This is a genomic window from Neorhizobium huautlense (genome assembly GCF_030811685.1).
In the GTDB taxonomy this organism is placed as follows: domain Bacteria; phylum Pseudomonadota; class Alphaproteobacteria; order Rhizobiales; family Rhizobiaceae; genus Neorhizobium; species Neorhizobium huautlense_A.
The window spans coordinates 112639-132679 of sequence record NZ_JAUSRF010000004.1; the positions used below are offsets into that span (position 1 = coordinate 112639).

Here is a 20041-nt window from a genome sequence, read left to right on the forward strand (position 1 = left end):
CCGTTATTCCTCGTCGTCCCGCGCGCCGTTTTCCATATCGAAGCCGAGCAGATTCCAGCTCTGCACCATATGTGGCGGCAGAGGCGCCGTCACCCGCAGGCGACCGCCATTGGGATGCGGAATGTCGATATGGCGGGCATGCAGGTGCAGCTTCTTCTGGATACCGCCCGGGAATGGCCAGTTGATATCGTCGTCCTGATATTTTGGATCGCCGATGATCGGGTGACCGATATAAAGCGCATGCACACGCAACTGGTGGGTACGGCCCGTATACGGCTCCATTTCCAGCCACGAGAGCGACTGCGCCGCAGTTTCCAGCACACGGTAATAGGAAACGGCGTGATCGGCGTCCGCCTCGCCATGCTTGGCGATGCGCATGCGGTCGCCATCCGGCGTCTGTTCTTTCACCAGCCACGTCGAAAGCTTGTCGGAGCGCTTGCGCGGCACGCCCTTCACCAGCGACCAATAGGTCTTCTTGGTGTCGCGCTCGCGAAACGCCGCGGTCAGCTTCTGGGCCGCACCACGCGTGCGGGCAATCACCAGCACGCCGGATGTATCGCGGTCGAGGCGGTGTACCAGACGCGGCTTTTCGCCCTTCTGGTTGGTCCAGGCCTCAAGCATCTGGTCGATATGGCGCGTCACGCCCGAACCGCCCTGCACGGCAAGGCCGGCGGGCTTGTTCAGCACGATCACCTTGTCATCCTCATGCAGCACCATGCGCTGCAGAAGTTCGTAATCGCTGCCGTGTTTCAGATCCTTGCCGGCGATCGGGCCTTTCTTGGCATCCGTCTCCATCGGCGGCACACGCACCACCTGCCCCGGCTGCACGCGCGTATCGGTCTTCACGCGACCGCCATCGACACGCACCTGACCGGAGCGCAGCAGCTTTTGCAGCGGCCCGAAACCGAGGCCCGGATAATGGATCTTGAACCAGCGGTCGAGGCGCATGCCCGCTTCGTCCGCCTCGACGGAGATATGCTCGATGCCTGCCATCGGAACTCTTTCTATTATTATTGTGGCCCAAAGCGGCCTTTGAGCCAGCCTTTAGAGCATCAGGCGGGTCTAACGGAAGTGCAAATCGACCGCAGTTCCGTTCAAAACGCCATCCGGCCGATGAACAGGCCGAGAAATGTCGCTCCGATCGACAAGACCACGCTGGCGATCAGATAAGCGATGCCGAGAGGCATGGCACCGCGTTCGACGAGACCGACGAAATCCAGCGAGAACGACGAGAAGGTGGTAAAGCCACCGCACAGCCCGGTCATCAGCAGCAACCGCAACTCCGTCGATCCGCCAAAGCGGCGCAGGATCATTTCCAGAAAAAGACCGATCGCGAAGGAGCCGACAACATTTATCGCCAGCGTGCCCCAGGGAAATGCCGGCCCGAACAGCCGCACCGCCCAGATGCCGACGAGGTAACGAAAGACTGAACCGACGGCACCGCCGACAGCCACGATAGCCATGGAATTCACGCCAAAATCCTGATAAAACACTGGAAAAGCCGCGTTTCGCTAAAATGCAAAGATACGGCTTAATTTGGAACCAAGAGGTCGAGCATACGTTTTCACCCACAGGGAGTTCAAGCGTCATGTCCACTGTCATACCAGTGAATGCCAATTTTGCCGCCTATGCGCTGGAAAATGTGCGCGTGATCCATCACGTCGGTTCCAAGGAGCAGGTGAAACGTATCCAGAAGGATGCCGACCGCAATCTTCGTCGCGCCCAGAATGTCGGCGAAGTCGAGGAGCCAGGCCTGATCCCCCCCGCTAATATTTCCGTGGACGTCATGATCTCGGATCGACCGCCACAGCAGCAGACCACGTTTCAACATGTCGCTGCAGCGTATCGCGAGCTGGATGAGTAGGAGGACATTTTACCTCGCCGTCATCCTCGGGCTCGTCCCGAGGATCTAACCACGTCAACCATCATGCTCAGCAGATCCTCGGGACAAGCCCGAGGATGACGAAAGACCTTAGATTTCCCCTCAAAACACCTGCCGGTGGCAATTGCGCACGATCTCGCTGCGCCCTTCCCTGTAATCGATCCGCAGATATTCACACTCATAACCGTAAGTCGTGCGCACAACATGCCGTGCCGGTTTCTGCCGGACGACCCGCTCACGCGGCGGTTCCTGCCAACGCACAATGTCGGCGGCCTGCGCCGTTACCGGCAAAAGGGCCTGCAGGACGATGGCTGCGGTCAGGATGGCCGAAACGGTCAATGGACGTGGCATGGCGAATTTCCCTTCTGAAATCGGTCGGGCGGCAATGCCGGCTCAATGCGCGCCACCGGCCAAATGTTCCCGCAGCAGTCTCGAAGACGCGGAAAGACCACCGTGCGAAACGACAAATAATTCGCCAGTTGCGACCTTTGCCACTTGCCAAGCCTATGGCTTCATCGATAATGCCGATCGACCCGTAGGGAGAAACCGCTTCAGTGCGGAGCCGAAGGAGCAACCGCCCCGGAAACTCTCAGGCAAAAGGACCACGGGAAGACTGCAGGAACTCTGGAGAGAAGCAACCGTTCAACCGGGGGCTCGCCGAAGGGATAACAATCTCAGGCGAAAAGGACAGAGGGGGCTCGAAACCGACGTGAGCAATTTCACGTCCTAATCTGAGCCGGCGTGCGACCTGTTTTCAGGCGCAGCCAAACCTGGAGGCGTCTTTTTGGACGATCAATCCGTTCTGAAAACCACACCGCTGCACGCCCTGCACATTTCGCTCGGTGCGAAAATGGTGCCGTTCGCCGGTTACGACATGCCGGTGCAATATCCGCTCGGCGTCATGAAGGAACACCTTCACACCCGCGCTGCTGCCGGCCTGTTCGATGTCTCCCACATGGGGCAGGTCATCGTGAAGGCCAAGTCCGGCACTTACGCCGATGCAGCACTCGCGCTCGAAAAGCTGGTGCCTGTCGATATTCTCGGCCTCAAGGAAGGCCGTCAGCGTTACGGCTTTTTCACCGATGCAAACGGCGGCATTCTCGATGACCTGATGATCACCAATCGCGGCGATCATCTGCTGGTCGTCGTCAACGCCGCCTGCAAGGAACAGGACCTTGCCCACATGCAGGCGAACCTGACCGACTGCGACGTCACCCTTCTCGAAGATCGTGCGTTGATCGCCCTGCAAGGCCCCCGCGCCGAAGCGGTTCTCGCCGAACTTTGGGCCGGCGTCTCCGCCATGAAGTTCATGGACGTGGTCGAAGTGCCGCTGCACGACGTTCCCTGCATCATCTCCCGCTCCGGTTATTCCGGCGAGGACGGTTTTGAAATTTCCGTGCCCGAAGCGCATGCCGTCGACGTCGCCAATGCGCTCCTCGAACACCCGGATTGCGAAGCCATCGGCCTCGGCGCCCGTGACAGCCTGCGCCTCGAAGCCGGCCTGTGTCTCTACGGAAACGATATCGACACCACCACCTCGCCGATCGAAGCCTCGCTCGAATGGGCGCTGCAAAAGGCCCGCAAGGCCGGCGGCGACCGCGAAGGCGGTTTTCCGGGCGCAGACCGCATTCTTGGTGAACTCGCCAACGGCACCACCCGCCGCCGTGTGGGCCTGAAGCCAGAAGGCAAGGCACCGGTGCGCAGCCACGCGAAGCTTTATGCCGATGCCGAAGGCAAGACCGAACTCGGCGAAGTCACCTCGGGCACCTTTGGCCCGACCGTCGAAGGCCCGGTCGCCATGGGTTATCTGCCCGTGTCGCACACCGCTGCCGGCACCACGGTTTATGCCGAAGTGCGCGGCAAATTTTTGGCCATGACGGTGGCGAGCCTGCCGTTCATCACGCCGACATACAAACGGTAAGCCATGATGGTCGTCGCGACACCCACCTCTGTCGCTTCGCGACATCTCCCCCTCAAGGGGGGAGATTGGTGTGCCGCGCCGTCCTTCGCCTATCTCTATCTCGGACGTGAAGCGAGTGTTCGCCTCCTTCCGATCTCCCCCCTTGAGGGGGAGATGCCCGGCACGGCAGAGGGGGGTAGCTCCACGAATAAAACAACAACCACTTATTCCCTTCCAGAGAGGACCTCCCCATGCTGAAATTTACCGCCGAACACGAATGGCTGAAACTCGAGGGCGATGTCGCCACCGTCGGCATCACCCAGCACGCTGCCGACCAGCTCGGCGATCTCGTTTTCGTTGAACTGCCTGAAGTCGGTGCCGAACTGACCAAGGACGGCAATGCCGCCACCGTCGAAAGCGTCAAGGCAGCCTCTGACGTCTATTCCCCGCTCGATGGCGAAGTCGTCGAAGTCAATCAGGCGATCGTCGATGACCCGTCGCTGGTCAATTCCGACCCGCAGGCCGCCGCCTGGTTCTTCAAGCTCAAGCTCAAGAACGTCTCCGATATCGACAGCCTGATGGACGAAGCCGCCTACAAGGACCTGATCGGATGAACGACAGCACCGATTTCCACTTCACGGATTACGATCCGTACGATTTCGCCAATCGCCGCCATATCGGCCCCTCGCCGTCCGAAATGGCTGCGATGCTCAAGGTCATCGGCTACAAGTCGCTCGACGGCCTGATCGAAGCAACGGTTCCGGCCTCCATCCGCCAGCAGACGCCGCTCGCCTGGGGTGCAGCCCTGACCGAGCGCGAAGCACTCGACAAGCTGCGCGAGACCGCCAACAAGAACCAGGTCCTCACCTCGCTGATCGGACAGGGTTATTACGGCACCGTCACGCCTCCCGTCATCCAGCGCAACATTCTGGAAAACCCCGCCTGGTACACGGCCTATACGCCTTATCAGCCGGAAATTTCGCAAGGTCGCCTCGAAGCGCTGCTGAACTTCCAGACGATGATCTGCGACCTGACCGGCCTCGACGTCGCCAACGCCTCGCTGCTCGATGAAGCGACTGCCGCCGCCGAAGCCATGGCGCTCTGCCAGCGTCAGGCGAAGTCAAAGGCAACCGCCTTCTTCGTCGATGCCGCCTGCCATCCGCAGACCATCGCGCTCATCGAAACCCGCGCAAAGCCGCTCGGCTGGTCGGTGGTGATCGGCGATCCGATGACCGATCTCGACCCGGTCGACGTTTTTGGCGCGATCTTCCAGTATCCGGGCACTGAGGGCCATGTCCGTGATTTCTCCGGCCTGATCGCCCGTCTGCACCAGACCGGCGCGGTCGCAGCGGTTGCCGCCGATCTTCTGGCGCTGACGCTTCTGAAGTCGCCCGGCGAAATGGGCGCCGATATCGCCATCGGTACCACCCAGCGTTTTGGCGTTCCGGTCGGTTACGGTGGCCCGCACGCCGCCTACATGTCGGTCAAGGATGCCCACAAGCGCGCCATGCCCGGCCGTCTCGTCGGCGTGTCGGTCGATGCCCGCGGCAACCGCGCCTATCGCCTCAGCTTGCAGACCCGCGAACAGCATATCCGCCGTGAAAAGGCGACGTCGAACATCTGCACCGCGCAGGTCCTGCTCGCCGTCATGGCCTCCATGTACGGTGTCTTCCATGGTCCTGACGGTCTGAAGGCAATCGCCCAACAGGTCCACAAGAAGGCCGTGCTGATGGCCAAGGGCCTCGAAAAGCTCGGCTATACGATCGAACCGACCGCATTCTTCGACACGATCACCGTCGATGTCGGTCACATGCAGGCCCTCATCCTGCGCGCAGCCGTCGCCGAAGGCGTCAACCTGCGCAAGATCGGGAACACGAAGATCGGCATGTCGCTCGACGAGCGTACCCGTCCTGCCACGCTCGAAGCCGTCTGGCGCGCATTCGGTGGCGATTTCAAGGTCTCGGATTTCGAGGTCGATTACCGCCTGCCGAAGGAGCTTCTGCGCAAATCGGATTACATGACCCATCCGATTTTCCACATGAACCGCGCCGAAAGCGAGATGACCCGCTACATCCGTCGCCTGTCGGACCGCGATCTCGCGCTCGACCGGTCGATGATCCCGCTCGGTTCATGCACGATGAAGCTCAACGCAACAGCTGAAATGCTGCCGATCACCTGGCCGGAATTTTCGGATATCCATCCGTTTGTGCCAAAAGATCAGGCGCTGGGCTACAAGGAAATGATCGACGATCTGTCGGCAAAACTCTGCCAGATCACCGGTTACGACGCCTTCTCCATGCAGCCGAATTCCGGCGCGCAGGGCGAATATGCGGGCCTTCTGACCATCCGCAACTACCACATCGCCAATGGCGACACACATCGCGACGTCTGCCTCATCCCAACCTCCGCGCACGGCACCAACCCGGCCTCCGCACAGATGGTCGGCATGAAGGTCGTGGTCGTGAAGGTTCGTGACAACGGCGATATAGACCTCGAAGATTTTCGCGCCAAGGCGGAACAGCATTCGGCAAACTTGTCCTGCTGCATGATCACCTATCCGTCCACCCACGGCGTGTTCGAGGAAACGGTCAAGGAAATCTGCGAGATCACCCACAAACACGGCGGTCAGGTCTATCTCGACGGCGCCAACATGAACGCCATGGTCGGCCTTGCCCGCCCCGGCGACATCGGCTCCGACGTCAGCCACCTCAACCTGCATAAAACCTTCTGCATCCCGCATGGCGGCGGCGGTCCAGGCATGGGGCCGATCGGCGTCAAGGCGCATCTGGCGGCCCATCTTCCCGGTCACCTGCAGTGGGATGGCCGCGAAGGTGCGGTGTCGGCAGCCCCGTTCGGTTCGCCGTCGATCCTGCCGATCTCCTGGTCTTACACCCTGATGATGGGCGGCGAAGGCCTGACGCAGGCAACCAAGGTGGCGATCCTCAACGCGAACTATATCGCGGCACGTCTGAAGGGTGCTTACGACGTGCTCTACAAGTCGGAAGCCGGCCGCGTGGCGCATGAATGCATCCTCGACACCCGCCCGCTCAACGTCTCGGCAGGTGTTTCGGTGGATGACATCGCCAAGCGCCTGATCGATTGCGGTTTCCACGCGCCGACCATGAGTTTTCCGGTTGCCGGCACGCTGATGGTCGAGCCGACCGAATCGGAAACCAAGGCCGAACTCGACCGTTTCTGCGATGCGATGCTGGCGATCCGCGAGGAAGCCCGCGCCATCGAGGAAGGCCGGATGGACAAGGTGAACAACCCGCTGAAGAACGCGCCCCACACGGTGGAAGACCTCGTCGGCGAATGGGATCGTCCCTATTCCCGCGAACAGGCCTGCTACCCGCCGGGCGCATTCCGGGTGGACAAATACTGGTCGCCGGTCAACCGCGTCGACAATGTTTATGGCGACCGCAACCTGATCTGCTCCTGCCCGCCACTGGAAGACTACGCGGAAGCCGCCGAATAAGCGGCAAGGCAAACGACAACGGAAAGGCCCGCTCCCCGGCGGGCCTTTTGCATTTCTGCCAAATCACAGGAAAATCTACCCAATGTGATCACATTGAACCAGTTGTCGCCAAACCGCCCCGAAAAAGCCCGAAACTGCGGCAAAACTGTAATTTCAACCGGACGTATATTTTATTTACCTTACGGGCTTGCCGGTTCGCGCCAAATCTCTATCTTGAGTCGCATCGAACTTTGCTTGTGACTCGTCCGTAGCCTATCGCGGCTCTACCGATCTCCTTCATCGTCGATTTAAACGCCGGTCGTAATCGACCGGTAACCCACAACGATTGAGAGGAAGATCGTTATGAATACCGGCACTGTAAAATGGTTCAACAGCACCAAGGGTTACGGCTTTATCCAGCCGGATAACGGCGGCCAGGACGTTTTCGTTCACATTTCCGCTGTCGAGCGCGCTGGTCTGCGTGGTCTCAACGATGGCCAGAAGGTCTCCTACGAGATCGTTCAGGACAAGCGTTCGGGCAAGAGCTCGGCTGACAACCTGCAGGCTGCGTAAAAAAGAATTCGTCAAAGACGTCGCCTGACCACGGAGGAACTGGCAAGCGGCGCGTTTTGACGCTACAAAGGTCGGGACCCGTCCCGGCCTTTCGTGTTTCGGACGGTTTCGTTCCGGGCTTTGCCCATTGGCACTCCTGCCATCCAGTCGCATTTCTTTAAAGGTGACGCACAGAAACGGCGGCATTGAGCCCGCCACACGAAGGAGAATTTGTTGCAAGTACTCGTCAGGGACAACAACGTCGAACAGGCACTGCGCGTGCTGAAGAAGAAGCTGCAGCGCGAAGGCGTCTTCCGCGAAATGAAGGCTCGTCAGTCCTTCGAAAAGCCGTCGGAAAAGCGCGCCCGCGAAAAGGCGGAAGCCATTCGTCGTTCCCGCAAGCTGGCCCGCAAGCAGGCCCAGCGCGAAGGTCTGCTGCCGGCTCCGAAGAAAAAAGCTCCCGCTGCACGCGGCGGCGCTCGCTGATTGATTGATGTTGGACGCGCGGCACTTTTTTGCCGCGCGCCAGCAAAGTTGCGGCCGCAAATGACCGATAAACGCTAAAAGGCGGAGGTCATCATGACCGCGACAAAAGACCCGGTTTCGAAACCGGCCAAACTTTCCACCCAGCAAAAAGCCGAGCAGACCAATTCGGTCGTTCGCCAAATTCTCGATGCGGAAGTGACCGCCCGCGAGAAGAAAACCGAAAAGCTGCGCGCCCTTCGCCTCGCACAGAGCGAGACGGATGCTGCCGAACAGGTCGCCGCCAAACCCAAAAAAGCCGGCCGCTCGAAATAACCCGTCGCAACGGCGCTCCCCCCTGACCCATCAGGGGAAATTTCCCCTATTTGGCGTGCCATTCCTCTCTTTTCATTGCCTTCCGCCGAACAAAAACTATTTGCCGCTGCGGCCAGCGCCGTGTCCCGCTCATCGCAGCGTGTGAACGTCGTGCGGCGTCAAGACAATCGGAAGCATGCAAAGAGGAATTCCAAAGTGAGCACCAGCCTGTTCAAGAACCCGCGCGCCCTTCTCGGTGGCGCGGCCGTCGCCGTCGTCGTGTTTTTTGCCAGCAGCCTTCTGGTCGGCGGCGGCAGCGCGCCGTCGGCCCCGCAGCCGGGTTCGGTTCAGGTGCGCGCCATCACCAAGGATAACGGCGTCAAGAACGCCACCATGTCGATCGTGCTGGCCCTCGTTGCCGGGTTCTTCGCCGCCCGCGCCATCCATCGCCGCGGCAGCGCCAAGGCCTGATCGATCCGGCTGAAATTCCCTTCGAATACCAGGGCCCGCCTCCGCGCGGGCCTTGCCCGTTTCGGACCATGCCAAACCATCCCGAAAAGGCACAGAAGCCAATCTCTCACGGCTCCTTCTTAACCCTGCAGCTTCACTCTTCCTTGAAACCCTGCGGGGCATAAGGGGCGTGTCCATTTAATCGAGACCCATGGCAATGACGATCACGGCAGCTCTCAACACATCCGTCTTCGGCATGCAGACAGAGACCAACCGTCTCTCGACAGCGGCCCACAACATCGCCAACGCCTCGACACCGGGTTACGAAAACAACCTCACGCAAGACATGCTGGACGTGATGCAGGCCGAAACCGGCTTTGCCGCCAATGCCTCGGTGTTCGAAACCGGCGCCGATATGTGGGACATGTTGATGACAGTGGTGAGAGACTGAACAGTCGCCAGCGGGCGGATTGGTGATTGCCTTCGGCTATCTTGTTAGGTTCGGCCTACTTTTTCTCCGTCATTCCGGCCTTGTGCCGGAATCCAGCAGCATCGCGTCTGCGGCGCGATAGACTCCACGACGGTCACCTTGAAGGAAGAGTTCTCTCACCGCGCAGACGCGCGGTGGCCGGATTCTCGCCACAGGGGCGAGAATGACGGAGGAGAGAAAGCAGCGGCATCCCAGTGTCTTGCAAGAAACGACAAAAAATGTCGTAAACAGAACACTTTCTCCCCGAGCCAACCCTATTCGATCCAACAAAATCAATATCTTGTCTTAAATTTCATCCACGCTTTTTCAGGCCATGCGATACTTTTCCCGTTCCATCGTGGATACACCGGGAGGCGTCCCGGCGAGTTGGAGCCGGCGCTGGTGTTGGAGAAAAGACGTAAGTCTCCATCAGCAGGGTTCGCGGAAACTGGTTCTCCTCCGGCGACACGGGGGAGGTGTTGGGAGCGTCAAACCTCGCAATGCCTCTGAAGCCCGAAAGAAGCGCGCCGGGCGTGCCTGTGCGGCACACATGATCGCCAGTCGGTGGCAACACCGGGATGGCTTTCGCAGAGGAACCGAAGTCGCGGACAAAAACCGCCGAACGGGGCACTGAGAGGTGTCACATAAAAACTAAATTACGAGGCAGCTTTCAGTGCCCCGACCACATGACCCGCCCAGAACACAAAATGGCCGCGGGTGCTTTTTGAAAACCTCAAGGTCGCCAAGGAACGACTCTGCCTATGGATCACCAACACCGCCCTGCCCGTTGACACCACGCCCGGGCCAAGCGACACAGGTCACATGACGACAAAGATCCGCCACGCAGCCATTGCACTTGCCGCCCTCATGGCCATTCCCGCCCTCGCCGCGGCTCAGGGCACGCGAAACTGGAAACCGGCCGAGCAGCTGAAAACCTATGCCATCGCCGGCAAGAGCGGTATCGAGCTTTACCAGTCGATCGGCGAACGCGGCCCGGCCGCAGGCGTCGGACAGGCGATTGCGCATACGACCTTCAAGCTGCTCTGGACCCGAGATTATCGCCCGCAGCCAAATGGTGCCTGCACGCTGGCGGTTGCGCGCCCCAGCCTCACCATCATCTACACCATGCCGAAAGGCCCCGCCGCGCTGAGCGGAGACACAAAAAACCGCTGGACGAATTTTATCGAGGGCGTTGAAAAACACGAACGTGTGCACGGCCAGCATATTGTCGAGATGGTCGAAAAGATTGAAGCCTTCAGCCTCGGCCTGACGGCGGAAAACGATCCGAAATGCGTGAAAGTGCGCGAGGTGCTGCAGGCAAGGTTGAAGGTGCTGTCCGACGAGCAACGCCAGCGCGGCCGGGATTTCGATGCAGTGGAACTGTCACCCGGCGGTGCCGTGCATCAGCTCATTCTGGCGCTGGTCAATCCGCCCGGTGCGCCGCCAGTCGAAATGGCGCCAAAACCGACACCGCTTCCCGGCATCACGTCCCTGCCCGGCGTCAAACCAGCTCGCTAAACCGGTACGCTGAGCCGTTATTCGGCGGCGACAGCCTGTCGTTTCGGTCCGGCCGCAAGATCGACGGCGGCAAAGGCCTGCGCAATCACATCCGTCGTCGCCCCCGGCTTGGTCGCATCCGACGACAGGATCTGGCGGAAATGCCGCGCCCCGGCATAACCCTGGAACAGCCCGACCATATGCCGCGTCACATGGTTCAGCCGGGCACCCGAAGCCATCACCTCATCGGCATAGGCCATCATCGTGTCACGCAGGGCCAGCCAGTCGACATCCGGGATGTTGGTCCCGGAGGGACTCGAACCCCCAACAAGTGAATCCACGCCAGCCAGCAGGCCGGTATTGTGATAGGCGGCCCGCCCCAGCATGACGCCATCCATAACGGCCAGATGTTCCGCCGCTTGCTCAAGGTCAATAATCCCGCCATTGATGCCGAGAAACACATCCGGGTTTTCGCGCTTCATGCGGTAGACGAGATCGTAATCGAGCGGCGGGATATCGCGGTTTTCCTTTGGCGACAGCCCCTGCAGCCAGGCTTTTCGCGCATGGATCCAGATGGCATCCGCACCTGCCCCGATCATGCGGGCGAGGAAATCCGGCAGCACGGTTTCCGGCTCCTGATCGTCCACGCCGATCCGGCATTTCACCGTCACCGGTACTGTGGCCACCGCCTTCATAGCCTCGACCAGCCTTGCCACCTGCCCGGCATCGCGCATCAGGCAAGCGCCAAACGTGCCGGACTGCACGCGATCGGACGGACAGCCGACATTGAGATTGATCTCGTCATAACCGTAATCGGCAGCGATGCGGATCGCCTCCGCCAGTTTGACCGGATCGGAACCGCCAAGCTGCAACGCCACGGGATGTTCCTGGGGCGAATAGCCCAGCAAACGATCGCGATTGCCATGGATGATCGCATCGGCCACTACCATCTCGGTATAAAGCAGCGCACGCTTCGACAACTGCCGGTGCAGGAAGCGACAGCGCGTATCTGTCCAGTCGATCATCGGTGCAACGGCAAATATCTTTTCGCCGCGCTTCAGCGCGTCAGCATACATGGCAAGTCCTTTGAGGATATGCCGCTGCTCATACAGCAAACAAAAAACTTTGGCCAGTTCCGTCCACCCACCGTCAAAAGGGGCTATGCTTGGCCGAGAATATGCGGAACAAAGACTTGGCCCTCTTCAGGGCTGATTTGTTTTATCAAGGAGGACTTTTCATAATGACCGCAACCGTCATCCCCATGCCTGCCCCCGTCCTCCTCGAAGTCGAAGGCACGTCTGAAAAATTCCCGGTTCGCCGGGTCTATTGCGTCGGTCGCAACTATGCCGACCACGCCATCGAAATGGGTCATGACCCATCGCGCGAAGCGCCGTTCTTTTTCCAGAAAAACGCCGACAACGCCTATAATGGCGAAACTTTTCCCTACCCGCCGCTCTCCTCCAACGTGCATTTCGAAGTCGAGCTCGTCATGGCCCTGAAAGCCGGCGGCAGCGATATCGACGCACAGGATGCGCTCGAATGCGTCTACGGTTACGGCGTCGGCGTGGATTTCACCCGCCGCGACCTGCAGGATCAGATGAAAAAGGCCGGCCGTTCCTGGGAAGTCGCCAAGGCTTTTGAAAAGTCCGCACCCGTTTCGGCTCTGGTTCCGGTCGCCAAGGTGGGCCACCCGCAGGAAGGTCCGATCTGGCTGGAGGTCAACGGTGACCGCAAGCAGAACGGCGACATGAACCAGATGATCTGGAAACTGCCGGAAATCATCGCCGAACTGTCGAAACAGTTCGAACTGGCCGCAGGCGATGTCATCATGACCGGCACGCCCGCCGGCGTCGGAGCCGTCGTCAAGGGCGACAAGGTCGTCTGCGAAGCGCAGGGCGTTGGCCGCCTGGAACTGACTGTCGTCTGACACGCCTTTTGTGGAGAACCGGAATGCCGCTTTACGCCCTGGGAGATTTTCAGCCGAACACGCCCGCCGCCGACCGTTATTGGCTGGCGCCGGATGCACATGTCATCGGCAAGGTTTCACTGGGCGAAGAGGTCGGCATCTGGTTCGGCGCGGTGCTGCGCGGCGATAACGAGCTGATTTCGGTCGGCGCGCGCACCAACATTCAGGAAGGCGCCATGGTCCATACCGACATGGGCTATCCGGCAACAATCGGCACCGGCTGCACGATCGGCCACCACGCCATCATCCACGGCTGCACGATCGGCGACAATTCCCTGATCGGCATGGGCGCCACCATCCTCAACGGCGCAAAAATCGGCAATAACTGCCTGGTCGGCGCCAATGCGCTGGTGACGGAAGGTAAGGAATTTCCAGACGGCTCGCTGATCGTCGGCTCGCCTGCCCGCGCCATCCGCACGCTCGATGCGGAGGCGATCGCAAAACTGACGGTCTCCGCCGACAATTATGTGAAAAACTGGCAGCGTTTTGCGGCGGAACTCCGCCCGCTTTAGTGCCGGTTTAACGACTTGTTCACGCTGAGATGAAGCCTTTGCTTCACACATATCGTATATTACCATCGACGCATGTAATGACGCCCGCCGCGCCTTCGCGCGGCCGCCATGGACACCGATGAACGATATAGCTGAACAGCCGCAACAGAACACCAACGCCCTGCTTGATCTGGTCGGCCGGCATCTCGTCCGCAAGAACCGGCCGCTCAGCTTCGATCCGGTGGTGGAGGTCGTGTTCCAGACGGACACCGCCGCCGATCGCAACCGCCAGACAATCGTTGCCGGCCTGTTCGCGCTCGTGTTCTTCAACGGCTTCATGATCATCGACGCCATCACCCGGCCGGAAATCCTCGGCATGTCCGTGCTGGTCAGGCTCGGCGTCGTCACGCCGATCTGCCTTGCCGCGCTGTTCTGGCTGCGTCGCACCCCGCCGCAATGGATCCGAGATTCCGTTCTCGCCTGCTGCGCCATCCTGATTGCCGTCGGCTCGAATTACCTTCTGCATATCGCCACCTCAACCGAAGCGCATTACAGCGCCTTCAGCTTTGGCTTGATCGTCATCGGCGCCAATATCGTGCTCCATATAGGCTTCAACGCAGCCCTTGCGACAACAATCGGCTGTTGCGTCGTCACGGCAATTTTCCTTCACGCAACACCGGATCTCAACTGGAGCGAACGCAACCTGCCGGTCTATTACATGGCCGCCATGGGTGTCATCACGCTGGTGGCCAATTACCGGCTGGAAGGCAATCTGCGCCACGCCTATCTACTGATGTTGCGGGAGCGCCTGAACGCGCAGGAAGTCCGCCGCATCAACGAACAGCTCAACGCCTATTCCTACACCGACGCACTGACCGGTATCGCCAATCGCCGCCGCTTCGAACAGTTTTTGCAGGCGGCATGGACGGAAGCTCTGGTCTCAGGCGAAACCATGTCGCTGCTCGTCATCGATGTGGATTTCTTCAAGCGCTACAACGACACATTCGGCCATCCCGCAGGCGATGCCTGCCTTCAGCAGGTGGCGCGCGCCATCGAAGGGCAGACGCGTGGCGACAATGATCTGCCGGCACGTCTTGGAGGAGAAGAGTTTGCCGTCCTGCTGCGCCACACGGAAACCATACAGGCGGAAACCGCCGCCAGCCGCATCCATCGCGCCATGAGCCAGCTGGGCCTCTCACACGGTCGCCCGGATGGAAACGGTTATGTCACGGTCAGCATCGGCCTTGCTTCGGCCACACCGCGCCATGATGGCAGTGCGGCCGGTGAACTGGTGGAAGCAGCCGACAAAGCGCTCTATCAGGCCAAACGGCGCGGCCGCAACCGCACCATTCTGGCCGATCGCGCCGCCTGACAATCAATGCATGCAGGCTTCGCAAAGCCCGCGGATTTCGATCGTCGTTTTCGACGGCTTGAACTTGCGATCCTTGCTCCAACTCGCCAGCCGGTCATCGATCGCATGGTCATGGAACTCGTTCACCTGCCCGCAGCTTTCGCAGATGGCAAACGCCACCGTGCCGTGATGGCCATGGCCATGGCCATGCCCGCAGCAACTCTCATTGGCATGCGCACAGGCCACGAATGAATTGAGGCTTTCCAGTCGGTGCGCAATGCCCATCTCGATCAGCTTGTCGAGCGCCCGGTAAACCTGCAGCGGCGCGCGAAAACCGTGATCCCGCAGCTTGTCGAGAATGGTATAGGCGCTGAGCGGCGCATCGGAACGGTTCAGGACATCCAGCACCAGCGTCTGGTTCTTGGTCAAAGTCGGCGTGTTCATGAGCGACCTCCGGATGACGTGCCGTCTCTAGCAAGGTTTTTGGCCCTGCCAGGCAGAAGGCTGAGAATGAAAAGAACAAGGGCTGCCACCACGATCGACGGCCCGGAGGGTGTGTCATAGGTCAGCGAACCGAACAAGCCGCCCACCACGGCAATCACACCGATCAGGGATGACAATACCGCCATGCCTTCCGGCGCCGACGAGAACCGCCGCGCGGTCGCGGCCGGTATGATCAGCAGTGCGGTGATCAGCATGATGCCGACGATCTTCATGGCAATGGCAATGACGAGCGCCATCAGCAGCATGAACAGCAATCGTGCCCGCTCGGGCTTCAAACCTTCGGCCTCGGCAATATCCGCACTGACGGTCGAGGCGATCAGCGGCCGCCACAGCACGACAAGTGCGGCCAGAACAAAAAGGCCTCCACCCCAGATCAGCGCGATATCGGCCGGCGTAACCGCCAGAATATCGCCGAACAGGAAAGCGATCAGATCGATGCGCACCCAGGACATGAAGGCGACGAGCACAAGACCGATCGCTAGCGTGGAGTGCGAAAGAATACCAAGCAGCGCATCGGCGGAAAGCGCCTGACGTTTTTGCAAGAGGAGAAGCAGCAGCGAAACGGCCACCGCCACGGCAAACACGCTGACAAGCAGATTGATCTCCAGCATCAGCGACAGCGCCACACCGAGCAGTGCGGAATGCGCAATCGTATCGCCGAAATAAGCCATCCGCCGCCAGACGACAAAACAGCCGAGCGGTCCGGTCGTCAGCGCCAGTCCGATACCGGCCAGCAGCGCACGGAAAAAGAAATCGTCAAGCATGGCGATGTCCCTCCCCGACCGCATGAGCATGGTCGTCATGCGCATGGGAATTTTTTCCTATCTCACCGTCCACGTGGCCCTGATGACTGGTATGATTGCCGTCATGGGCATGAACGGGATTGTTGGAGGTCTCTTCTACATGAGCATGCGAGTGGTCGTGATGTCCATAATGATCATGTTTGTGATCATGCCCATCGTGATGGTGACCATCATCCGGGTGGCAATGATCCGTGACCGAGCCATCCTTGTGCTGTACGCGGCCATCCGGCAGGTGCGTATGGTCGTGATGATGGCTGTAGACCGCAAGGCCCGCACCGACATTGCCGAACAGCCGGCGGTAATCGTCGCTGCGGCTCACCGCTTCCGGCGTGCCACGGCAGCAGACATGGCCGTTGAGGCAGATCACCGTATCGGTATCGGCCATCACCATATGCAGGTCATGGGAAATCAGCAGGATACCGCAGCCGGTCTTGTTGCGAATGGTGCGGATCAACTCATAAAGCGCGCTCTCGCCGGCAAAATCGACGCCCTGCACAGGCTCGTCGAGAACCAGAAGGTCGGGATTGCGGGCAATGGCGCGGGCCAAAAGTGCGCGCTGAAATTCACCGCCGGAAAGATGGCGCACTTCGGCATCGACCAGATGCGGAATGCCGACGTCGGTCAGCGCCGCCATCAGGGCACCATCATCCAGCTTGCCCGTCAACCGCATCAGCCGACGCACGGAGAGCGGCATCGTCCAGTCGATGGCAAGCTTTTGCGGCACGTATCCGATCTTCAGACCAGGCTTGCGGTTTACCTTGCCTTCATCGGCACGCAACACGCCGATCGCCATCTTGGCAGTCGTGGACTTGCCGGCGCCGTTCGGCCCGATCAGCGTGACGATCTCGCCGCGATGGATGGAAAGATCGACACCACGCACCAGCCAACGACTGTTCCTGCGTATTCCGGCCCCGACCAGCGTGACCAGTTCGTCACCTTTCTGGCGCTCAGAGACCGCGGTCTGCATCAGCATAAAATTATTCCTGTCCTGTGTTGCCACTAGATATGCCACACGTTATAGCATAACACAACGAACGTAATAACATTACGTTATTACGTAGAGTGGCTATTTCAATGGCCGCGCGCCCGTATGGACAGCCCAATCCGCCCGTAACAAGGGCAAGGAGAACCGCATGAAAGCAGTCGCCACTCCCATCGTCGCCACCTTCGCAGCCTCCATCGCGCTGCTGATGGCCGGGACTGCCTCCGCCAAGACGCCTGACGTCGTCGTTTCGATCAAGCCGATCCACTCGCTGGTCGCCTCCATCATGAAGGGCGTCGGCGAACCAAAACTGATCGTCGAGGGCGCCGCCTCACCCCACACCTATTCGATGAAACCGTCGAACGCCCGCTCCATCCAGAATGCCGACCTGATCTTCTGGATGGGACCGAACCTCGAAGCCTTCCTCGACAAGCCCCTTGATGCGCTGGCGGGATCGAAGACCGTCGTGGCGCTGTCGGATTCTCCAGACCTGCAGAAACTGCCCTTCCGCGAAGGTGGTCCGTTTGAAGCCCATGACCATGGCGACGGTCATGGACACGATCACGGGCATGATCACGCCCATGAAGGCGAAGGTCATGACGACAAGGATCATGCCCATGGCGATCATGAAAAGGGCGAATCCCATGCCGAGCATGGCCACGACCACGAACATGGCGGTTTCGACGCCCATGTCTGGCTCGATCCCGTCAATGCCAAGGTCCTCGGCCGCGAGATCGCAAAGCGCCTCGCCGAAGCAGATCCGGACCATGCCAAGCAATACGAGGACAATGCCGCCGGCCTGATGCGCCAGCTGGATGAACTCGACGCCGAGATCAAGGCAACGGTCGAGCCGGTAAAGGACAAGCCGTTCATCGTTTTCCACGATGCCTACCAGTATTTCGAAAAGCGTTATGACGTCACTGTCGCCGGTTCGATCACCGTCAGCCCGGAAACCATGCCGGGCGCCGATCGCATCAGCCAGATCCACAAAAAGGTGACGGAACTCGGTGCGACCTGCGTCTTCGCCGAACCGCAATTCACGCCAAAACTGGTCAACGTCGTTCTGGAAGGCACACCGGCCAAGGCCGGCACGCTCGATCCGGAAGCCGCGACATTGAAGGAAGGCCCGGACCTGTATTTCCAGCTGATGCGCGGCATCGCTCAATCGATGAAGGCCTGCCTCTCCGGCAAGGCCTGATAGCGCATAAAAATACCGCCTCCTCGCGCATGGTGGAGACGGTTAGACCGGCAGGGAAAGAAGGCAATCCCTGCCGGTCGTCTTTTGGGAGGCTGATTAACGGCCGGCGATGATCGAGGAGATCAGGCCCGTGGTGATGCCGATCAGCAGGAATTCGTTATTGTCGGCACGAACCCAGCGATAACCACGCGGCGGAGCGCTCAGGCGGTAACGGCGGTAATCGCGCACTTCCGCCATATGGCGACGCTCTGCCCGGCTCAGACGATGACCACGGTTCCAGCGCTTCTTGACGACCTTACGCTCCTTGATGATCGTCTTCTTCGTGACGACACGGCGATCGTCACGATGGTCCCAACGATCATGATGGCTCGGCGGAGCGGCATTGGCGGCCGACGAAAATGCGACCGGGCTGAAAATGAAAGTTGCGGAAAGCAGGACGGCTGCAAGCTTTTTCATGACGGTGTTTCCTCGTTGTTGATGAGGAGACCCTAGGCGCCGACTGATGAACCGAAAATGAATTCAAGATTACATTTTCGTAAGCATCGATAATGGCTTGCCGCAACAAGCTGATGCAAAACATTGAAAATCGGCCGGCGCATTGGAACGCGCCGGCCATGTTTTATTAGGCTTTCAGTTCCGCAGATTTTGCCCATAGATTGATATCGGCCTCGCGGGCATAGGTGTCGATTTCCGCCAGTTCCTCAGTGGTAAAGTCCGGCTTTTCGAGCGCCTTCACGCAATCCACCACCTGCTCCGGCCGGCTGGCGCCGATCAGTGCCGTCGTCACCCGACCGCCGCGCAGCACCCATGCCAGCGCCATCTGCGCCAGCGTCTGGCCACGGCGTTCGGCAATGGCATTGAGCGACCGCAGGTTGGCGACGTTCTTCTCGTTGAGGAAGGCCGGACGCAGAGATTTGCCCTGCGCGGCGCGGCTATCATCCGGAATGCCGCCGAGATATTTCGACGTCAGCATGCCCTGTGCCAACGGCGAGAACACGATCGAACCGGTACCGACATCATCGAGCGTATCGAGAAGATTGTCTTCCTCGACCCAGCGATTGATCATCGAATAGCTTGGCTGATGGATGAGCAACGGCGTACCGAGGCTCTTGAGGATCTCGGCTGCCTCACGGGTGCGCTTGGAATTGTAGGACGAGATGCCGACGTAAAGCGCCCTACCCGAACGGACGATGTGATCGAGCGCGCCACAGGTCTCTTCCAGCGGCGTATCCGGGTCGAAACGGTGCGAATAGAAGATATCGACGTAATCCAGCCCCATGCGCTTCAGGCTCTGGTCGCAGGAAGAGATCAGGTATTTGCGGCTGCCCCATTCGCCGTAAGGGCCCGGCCACATGTTGTAACCGGCCTTGGACGAGATGATCAGCTCATCGCGATAGCCGGCAAAGTCCTCGCGCAGGATCTGGCCGAAGGCGGTTTCGGCACTGCCCGGCAGCGGGCCGTAATTGTTGGCAAGATCGAAATGCGTGATGCCCAGATCAAACGCCTGACGGCAGATCGCTACCTTGCGCTCGCGCGGCGTGTCATCGCCGAAATTGTGCCAGAGGCCGAGCGAAATCGCCGGCAGTTTCAGGCCGGACTGTCCGCAGCGGTTATATTTCATTGTGTCGTAGCGATTGTCAGCCGGTTTCCAGGCCATGATAAAATCCTCCTAAAATCATTCTGGATGGTCAAAACCGTATCTGCCAGCCGCGCCCATGTCCCCGCGACCTGCAGACGCAGAAAGGCCCGCCAAAAGACGGGCCTC

General features: G+C 59.8%; 23 protein-coding genes and 2 riboswitches. Of the genes, 14 read left to right on the forward strand and 9 right to left on the reverse strand.

Annotated elements, in window-relative coordinates; translation table 11 throughout:
• Positions 1–3 precede the first annotated feature (3 nt).
• Together J2T09_RS07155 and crcB are read right to left on the reverse strand one after the other, a co-directional pair.
• Positions 4–993, reverse strand: a complete 990-nt coding sequence (locus J2T09_RS07155; protein WP_306832697.1) for an RluA family pseudouridine synthase — start codon at positions 991–993, stop codon at positions 4–6.
• Positions 994–1094: 101 nt separating this feature from the next.
• The gene (gene crcB / locus J2T09_RS07160) at positions 1095–1463 is read right to left on the reverse strand and encodes a fluoride efflux transporter CrcB (protein ID WP_306833213.1); all 369 of its coding nucleotides are present in this window, start codon (positions 1461–1463) and stop codon (positions 1095–1097) included.
• A gap of 125 nt (positions 1464–1588) precedes the next feature.
• On the opposite strand from crcB, the gene J2T09_RS07165 reads away from it, so the two are divergent.
• On the forward strand, positions 1589–1864 hold the full coding sequence (locus J2T09_RS07165) for a hypothetical protein (protein ID WP_306832699.1): 276 nt from the start codon (positions 1589–1591) through the stop codon (positions 1862–1864).
• A gap of 120 nt (positions 1865–1984) precedes the next feature.
• Here the strand turns inward: J2T09_RS07165 and J2T09_RS07170 are convergent, their stop codons facing one another.
• On the reverse strand, positions 1985–2233 hold the full coding sequence (locus tag J2T09_RS07170) for a hypothetical protein (RefSeq protein ID WP_306832701.1): 249 nt from the start codon (positions 2231–2233) through the stop codon (positions 1985–1987).
• Between the two features lie 176 nt (positions 2234–2409).
• Positions 2410–2496, forward strand: a riboswitch (glycine riboswitch).
• Positions 2497–2583, forward strand: a riboswitch (glycine riboswitch).
• Positions 2584–2666: 83 nt separating this feature from the next.
• Between J2T09_RS07170 and gcvT the strand changes: the two genes are divergently transcribed.
• The 9 genes from gcvT (at position 2667) to J2T09_RS07215 (ending at position 11002) form a co-directional block, all read left to right on the forward strand.
• A complete protein-coding gene (gene gcvT, locus J2T09_RS07175; protein ID WP_306832703.1) occupies positions 2667–3803 on the forward strand; it encodes a glycine cleavage system aminomethyltransferase GcvT in 1137 nt (378 codons plus the stop codon).
• 230 nt (positions 3804–4033) lie between these two features.
• Positions 4034–4396, forward strand: a complete 363-nt coding sequence (gcvH, locus tag J2T09_RS07180; protein ID WP_153354829.1) for a glycine cleavage system protein GcvH — start codon at positions 4034–4036, stop codon at positions 4394–4396.
• Positions 4393–7257 carry an aminomethyl-transferring glycine dehydrogenase gene (gcvP, locus tag J2T09_RS07185; RefSeq protein ID WP_306832706.1) on the forward strand — a complete coding sequence of 955 codons (2865 nt, stop codon included), beginning with the start codon at positions 4393–4395 and terminating at the stop codon, positions 7255–7257. Before gcvH ends, gcvP begins: the two co-directional genes overlap by 4 nt.
• A 342-nt stretch (positions 7258–7599) precedes the next feature.
• A complete protein-coding gene (locus J2T09_RS07190) occupies positions 7600–7809 on the forward strand; it encodes a cold-shock protein (RefSeq protein ID WP_306832708.1) in 210 nt (69 codons plus the stop codon).
• A 213-nt stretch (positions 7810–8022) separates the two neighbouring features.
• Entirely contained in the window at positions 8023–8274 is a 252-nt protein-coding gene (gene rpsU / locus J2T09_RS07195; RefSeq protein ID WP_306832710.1) for a 30S ribosomal protein S21, read from the forward strand.
• A gap of 93 nt (positions 8275–8367) precedes the next feature.
• Positions 8368–8586, forward strand: coding sequence for a hypothetical protein (locus tag J2T09_RS07200; protein ID WP_306832712.1), 219 nt, complete (start codon positions 8368–8370; stop codon positions 8584–8586).
• A 195-nt stretch (positions 8587–8781) separates the two neighbouring features.
• Positions 8782–9036 carry a hypothetical protein gene (locus tag J2T09_RS07205; protein ID WP_306832715.1) on the forward strand — a complete coding sequence of 85 codons (255 nt, stop codon included), beginning with the start codon at positions 8782–8784 and terminating at the stop codon, positions 9034–9036.
• Positions 9037–9226: 190 nt separating this feature from the next.
• Positions 9227–9466: a flagellar basal body protein gene (locus J2T09_RS07210; RefSeq protein ID WP_306832717.1), complete on the forward strand. Its 240-nt coding sequence runs from the start codon at positions 9227–9229 to the stop codon at positions 9464–9466.
• Between the two features lie 885 nt (positions 9467–10351).
• The gene (locus tag J2T09_RS07215; protein ID WP_306833215.1) at positions 10352–11002 is read left to right on the forward strand and encodes a DUF922 domain-containing Zn-dependent protease; all 651 of its coding nucleotides are present in this window, start codon (positions 10352–10354) and stop codon (positions 11000–11002) included.
• 17 nt (positions 11003–11019) lie between these two features.
• On the opposite strand, the gene dusA is transcribed toward J2T09_RS07215, so the two are convergent.
• The gene (gene dusA, locus J2T09_RS07220; RefSeq protein WP_306832719.1) at positions 11020–12057 is read right to left on the reverse strand and encodes a tRNA dihydrouridine(20/20a) synthase DusA; all 1038 of its coding nucleotides are present in this window, start codon (positions 12055–12057) and stop codon (positions 11020–11022) included.
• A gap of 164 nt (positions 12058–12221) precedes the next feature.
• Between dusA and J2T09_RS07225 the strand changes: the two genes are divergently transcribed.
• The 3 genes from J2T09_RS07225 to J2T09_RS07235 all read left to right on the forward strand — a co-directional run bounded on the left by J2T09_RS07225 (position 12222) and on the right by J2T09_RS07235 (position 14810).
• Positions 12222–12908 (forward strand): fumarylacetoacetate hydrolase family protein, encoded by a 687-nt coding sequence (locus J2T09_RS07225; RefSeq protein WP_306832721.1) that lies wholly within the window; start codon positions 12222–12224, stop codon positions 12906–12908.
• Positions 12909–12931: 23 nt separating this feature from the next.
• Entirely contained in the window at positions 12932–13459 is a 528-nt protein-coding gene (locus J2T09_RS07230; protein ID WP_306832723.1) for a gamma carbonic anhydrase family protein, read from the forward strand.
• 118 nt (positions 13460–13577) lie between these two features.
• Positions 13578–14810, forward strand: coding sequence for a GGDEF domain-containing protein (locus tag J2T09_RS07235; RefSeq protein ID WP_306832727.1), 1233 nt, complete (start codon positions 13578–13580; stop codon positions 14808–14810).
• Positions 14811–14813: 3 nt separating this feature from the next.
• Here the strand turns inward: J2T09_RS07235 and J2T09_RS07240 are convergent, their stop codons facing one another.
• Genes J2T09_RS07240 through J2T09_RS07250 form a run of 3 tightly spaced genes read right to left on the reverse strand, consistent with a single transcriptional unit; the run spans position 14814 to position 17069 of the window.
• A complete protein-coding gene (locus tag J2T09_RS07240) occupies positions 14814–15233 on the reverse strand; it encodes a Fur family transcriptional regulator (protein WP_306832729.1) in 420 nt (139 codons plus the stop codon).
• On the reverse strand, positions 15230–16057 hold the full coding sequence (gene znuB, locus J2T09_RS07245) for a zinc ABC transporter permease subunit ZnuB (protein WP_306832730.1): 828 nt from the start codon (positions 16055–16057) through the stop codon (positions 15230–15232). Before znuB ends, J2T09_RS07240 begins: the two co-directional genes overlap by 4 nt.
• Positions 16050–17069, reverse strand: a complete 1020-nt coding sequence (locus J2T09_RS07250; protein WP_306832732.1) for an ATP-binding cassette domain-containing protein — start codon at positions 17067–17069, stop codon at positions 16050–16052. Before J2T09_RS07250 ends, znuB begins: the two co-directional genes overlap by 8 nt.
• A gap of 160 nt (positions 17070–17229) precedes the next feature.
• On the opposite strand from J2T09_RS07250, the gene znuA reads away from it, so the two are divergent.
• Entirely contained in the window at positions 17230–18276 is a 1047-nt protein-coding gene (gene znuA, locus J2T09_RS07255; RefSeq protein WP_306832734.1) for a zinc ABC transporter substrate-binding protein ZnuA, read from the forward strand.
• Between the two features lie 96 nt (positions 18277–18372).
• On the opposite strand, the gene J2T09_RS07260 is transcribed toward znuA, so the two are convergent.
• Both J2T09_RS07260 and mgrA read right to left on the reverse strand, forming a co-directional pair.
• On the reverse strand, positions 18373–18732 hold the full coding sequence (locus tag J2T09_RS07260) for an RcnB family protein (RefSeq protein ID WP_306832736.1): 360 nt from the start codon (positions 18730–18732) through the stop codon (positions 18373–18375).
• A 166-nt stretch (positions 18733–18898) separates the two neighbouring features.
• On the reverse strand, positions 18899–19933 hold the full coding sequence (gene mgrA / locus J2T09_RS07265) for an L-glyceraldehyde 3-phosphate reductase (protein WP_306832738.1): 1035 nt from the start codon (positions 19931–19933) through the stop codon (positions 18899–18901).
• Positions 19934–20041 lie beyond the last annotated feature (108 nt).

Excerpts from the sequence above, each read along its gene's own strand:
- gcvH (WP_153354829.1), top strand. The coding sequence starts at position 4,034 with ATGCTGAAATTTACCGCCGAACACGAATGGCTGAAACTCGAGGGCGAT.
- J2T09_RS07230 (WP_306832723.1), top strand. The coding sequence starts at position 12,932 with ATGCCGCTTTACGCCCTGGGAGATTTTCAGCCGAACACGCCCGCCGCC.
- J2T09_RS07190 (WP_306832708.1), top strand. The coding sequence starts at position 7,600 with ATGAATACCGGCACTGTAAAATGGTTCAACAGCACCAAGGGTTACGGC.
- J2T09_RS07240 (WP_306832729.1), bottom strand. The coding sequence starts at position 15,233 with ATGAACACGCCGACTTTGACCAAGAACCAGACGCTGGTGCTGGATGTC.
- J2T09_RS07155 (WP_306832697.1), bottom strand. The coding sequence starts at position 993 with ATGGCAGGCATCGAGCATATCTCCGTCGAGGCGGACGAAGCGGGCATG.
- J2T09_RS07215 (WP_306833215.1), top strand. The coding sequence starts at position 10,352 with ATGGCCATTCCCGCCCTCGCCGCGGCTCAGGGCACGCGAAACTGGAAA.
- dusA (WP_306832719.1), bottom strand. The coding sequence starts at position 12,057 with ATGTATGCTGACGCGCTGAAGCGCGGCGAAAAGATATTTGCCGTTGCA.
- mgrA (WP_306832738.1), bottom strand. The coding sequence starts at position 19,933 with ATGGCCTGGAAACCGGCTGACAATCGCTACGACACAATGAAATATAAC.
- J2T09_RS07250 (WP_306832732.1), bottom strand. The coding sequence starts at position 17,069 with ATGCTGATGCAGACCGCGGTCTCTGAGCGCCAGAAAGGTGACGAACTG.
- J2T09_RS07235 (WP_306832727.1), top strand. The coding sequence starts at position 13,578 with ATGAACGATATAGCTGAACAGCCGCAACAGAACACCAACGCCCTGCTT.
- gcvP (WP_306832706.1), top strand. The coding sequence starts at position 4,393 with ATGAACGACAGCACCGATTTCCACTTCACGGATTACGATCCGTACGAT.
- znuA (WP_306832734.1), top strand. The coding sequence starts at position 17,230 with ATGAAAGCAGTCGCCACTCCCATCGTCGCCACCTTCGCAGCCTCCATC.
- J2T09_RS07165 (WP_306832699.1), top strand. The coding sequence starts at position 1,589 with ATGTCCACTGTCATACCAGTGAATGCCAATTTTGCCGCCTATGCGCTG.
- znuB (WP_306832730.1), bottom strand. The coding sequence starts at position 16,057 with ATGCTTGACGATTTCTTTTTCCGTGCGCTGCTGGCCGGTATCGGACTG.
- J2T09_RS07210 (WP_306832717.1), top strand. The coding sequence starts at position 9,227 with ATGGCAATGACGATCACGGCAGCTCTCAACACATCCGTCTTCGGCATG.
- J2T09_RS07170 (WP_306832701.1), bottom strand. The coding sequence starts at position 2,233 with ATGCCACGTCCATTGACCGTTTCGGCCATCCTGACCGCAGCCATCGTC.
- J2T09_RS07260 (WP_306832736.1), bottom strand. The coding sequence starts at position 18,732 with ATGAAAAAGCTTGCAGCCGTCCTGCTTTCCGCAACTTTCATTTTCAGC.
- crcB (WP_306833213.1), bottom strand. The coding sequence starts at position 1,463 with ATGGCTATCGTGGCTGTCGGCGGTGCCGTCGGTTCAGTCTTTCGTTAC.
- J2T09_RS07200 (WP_306832712.1), top strand. The coding sequence starts at position 8,368 with ATGACCGCGACAAAAGACCCGGTTTCGAAACCGGCCAAACTTTCCACC.
- J2T09_RS07225 (WP_306832721.1), top strand. The coding sequence starts at position 12,222 with ATGACCGCAACCGTCATCCCCATGCCTGCCCCCGTCCTCCTCGAAGTC.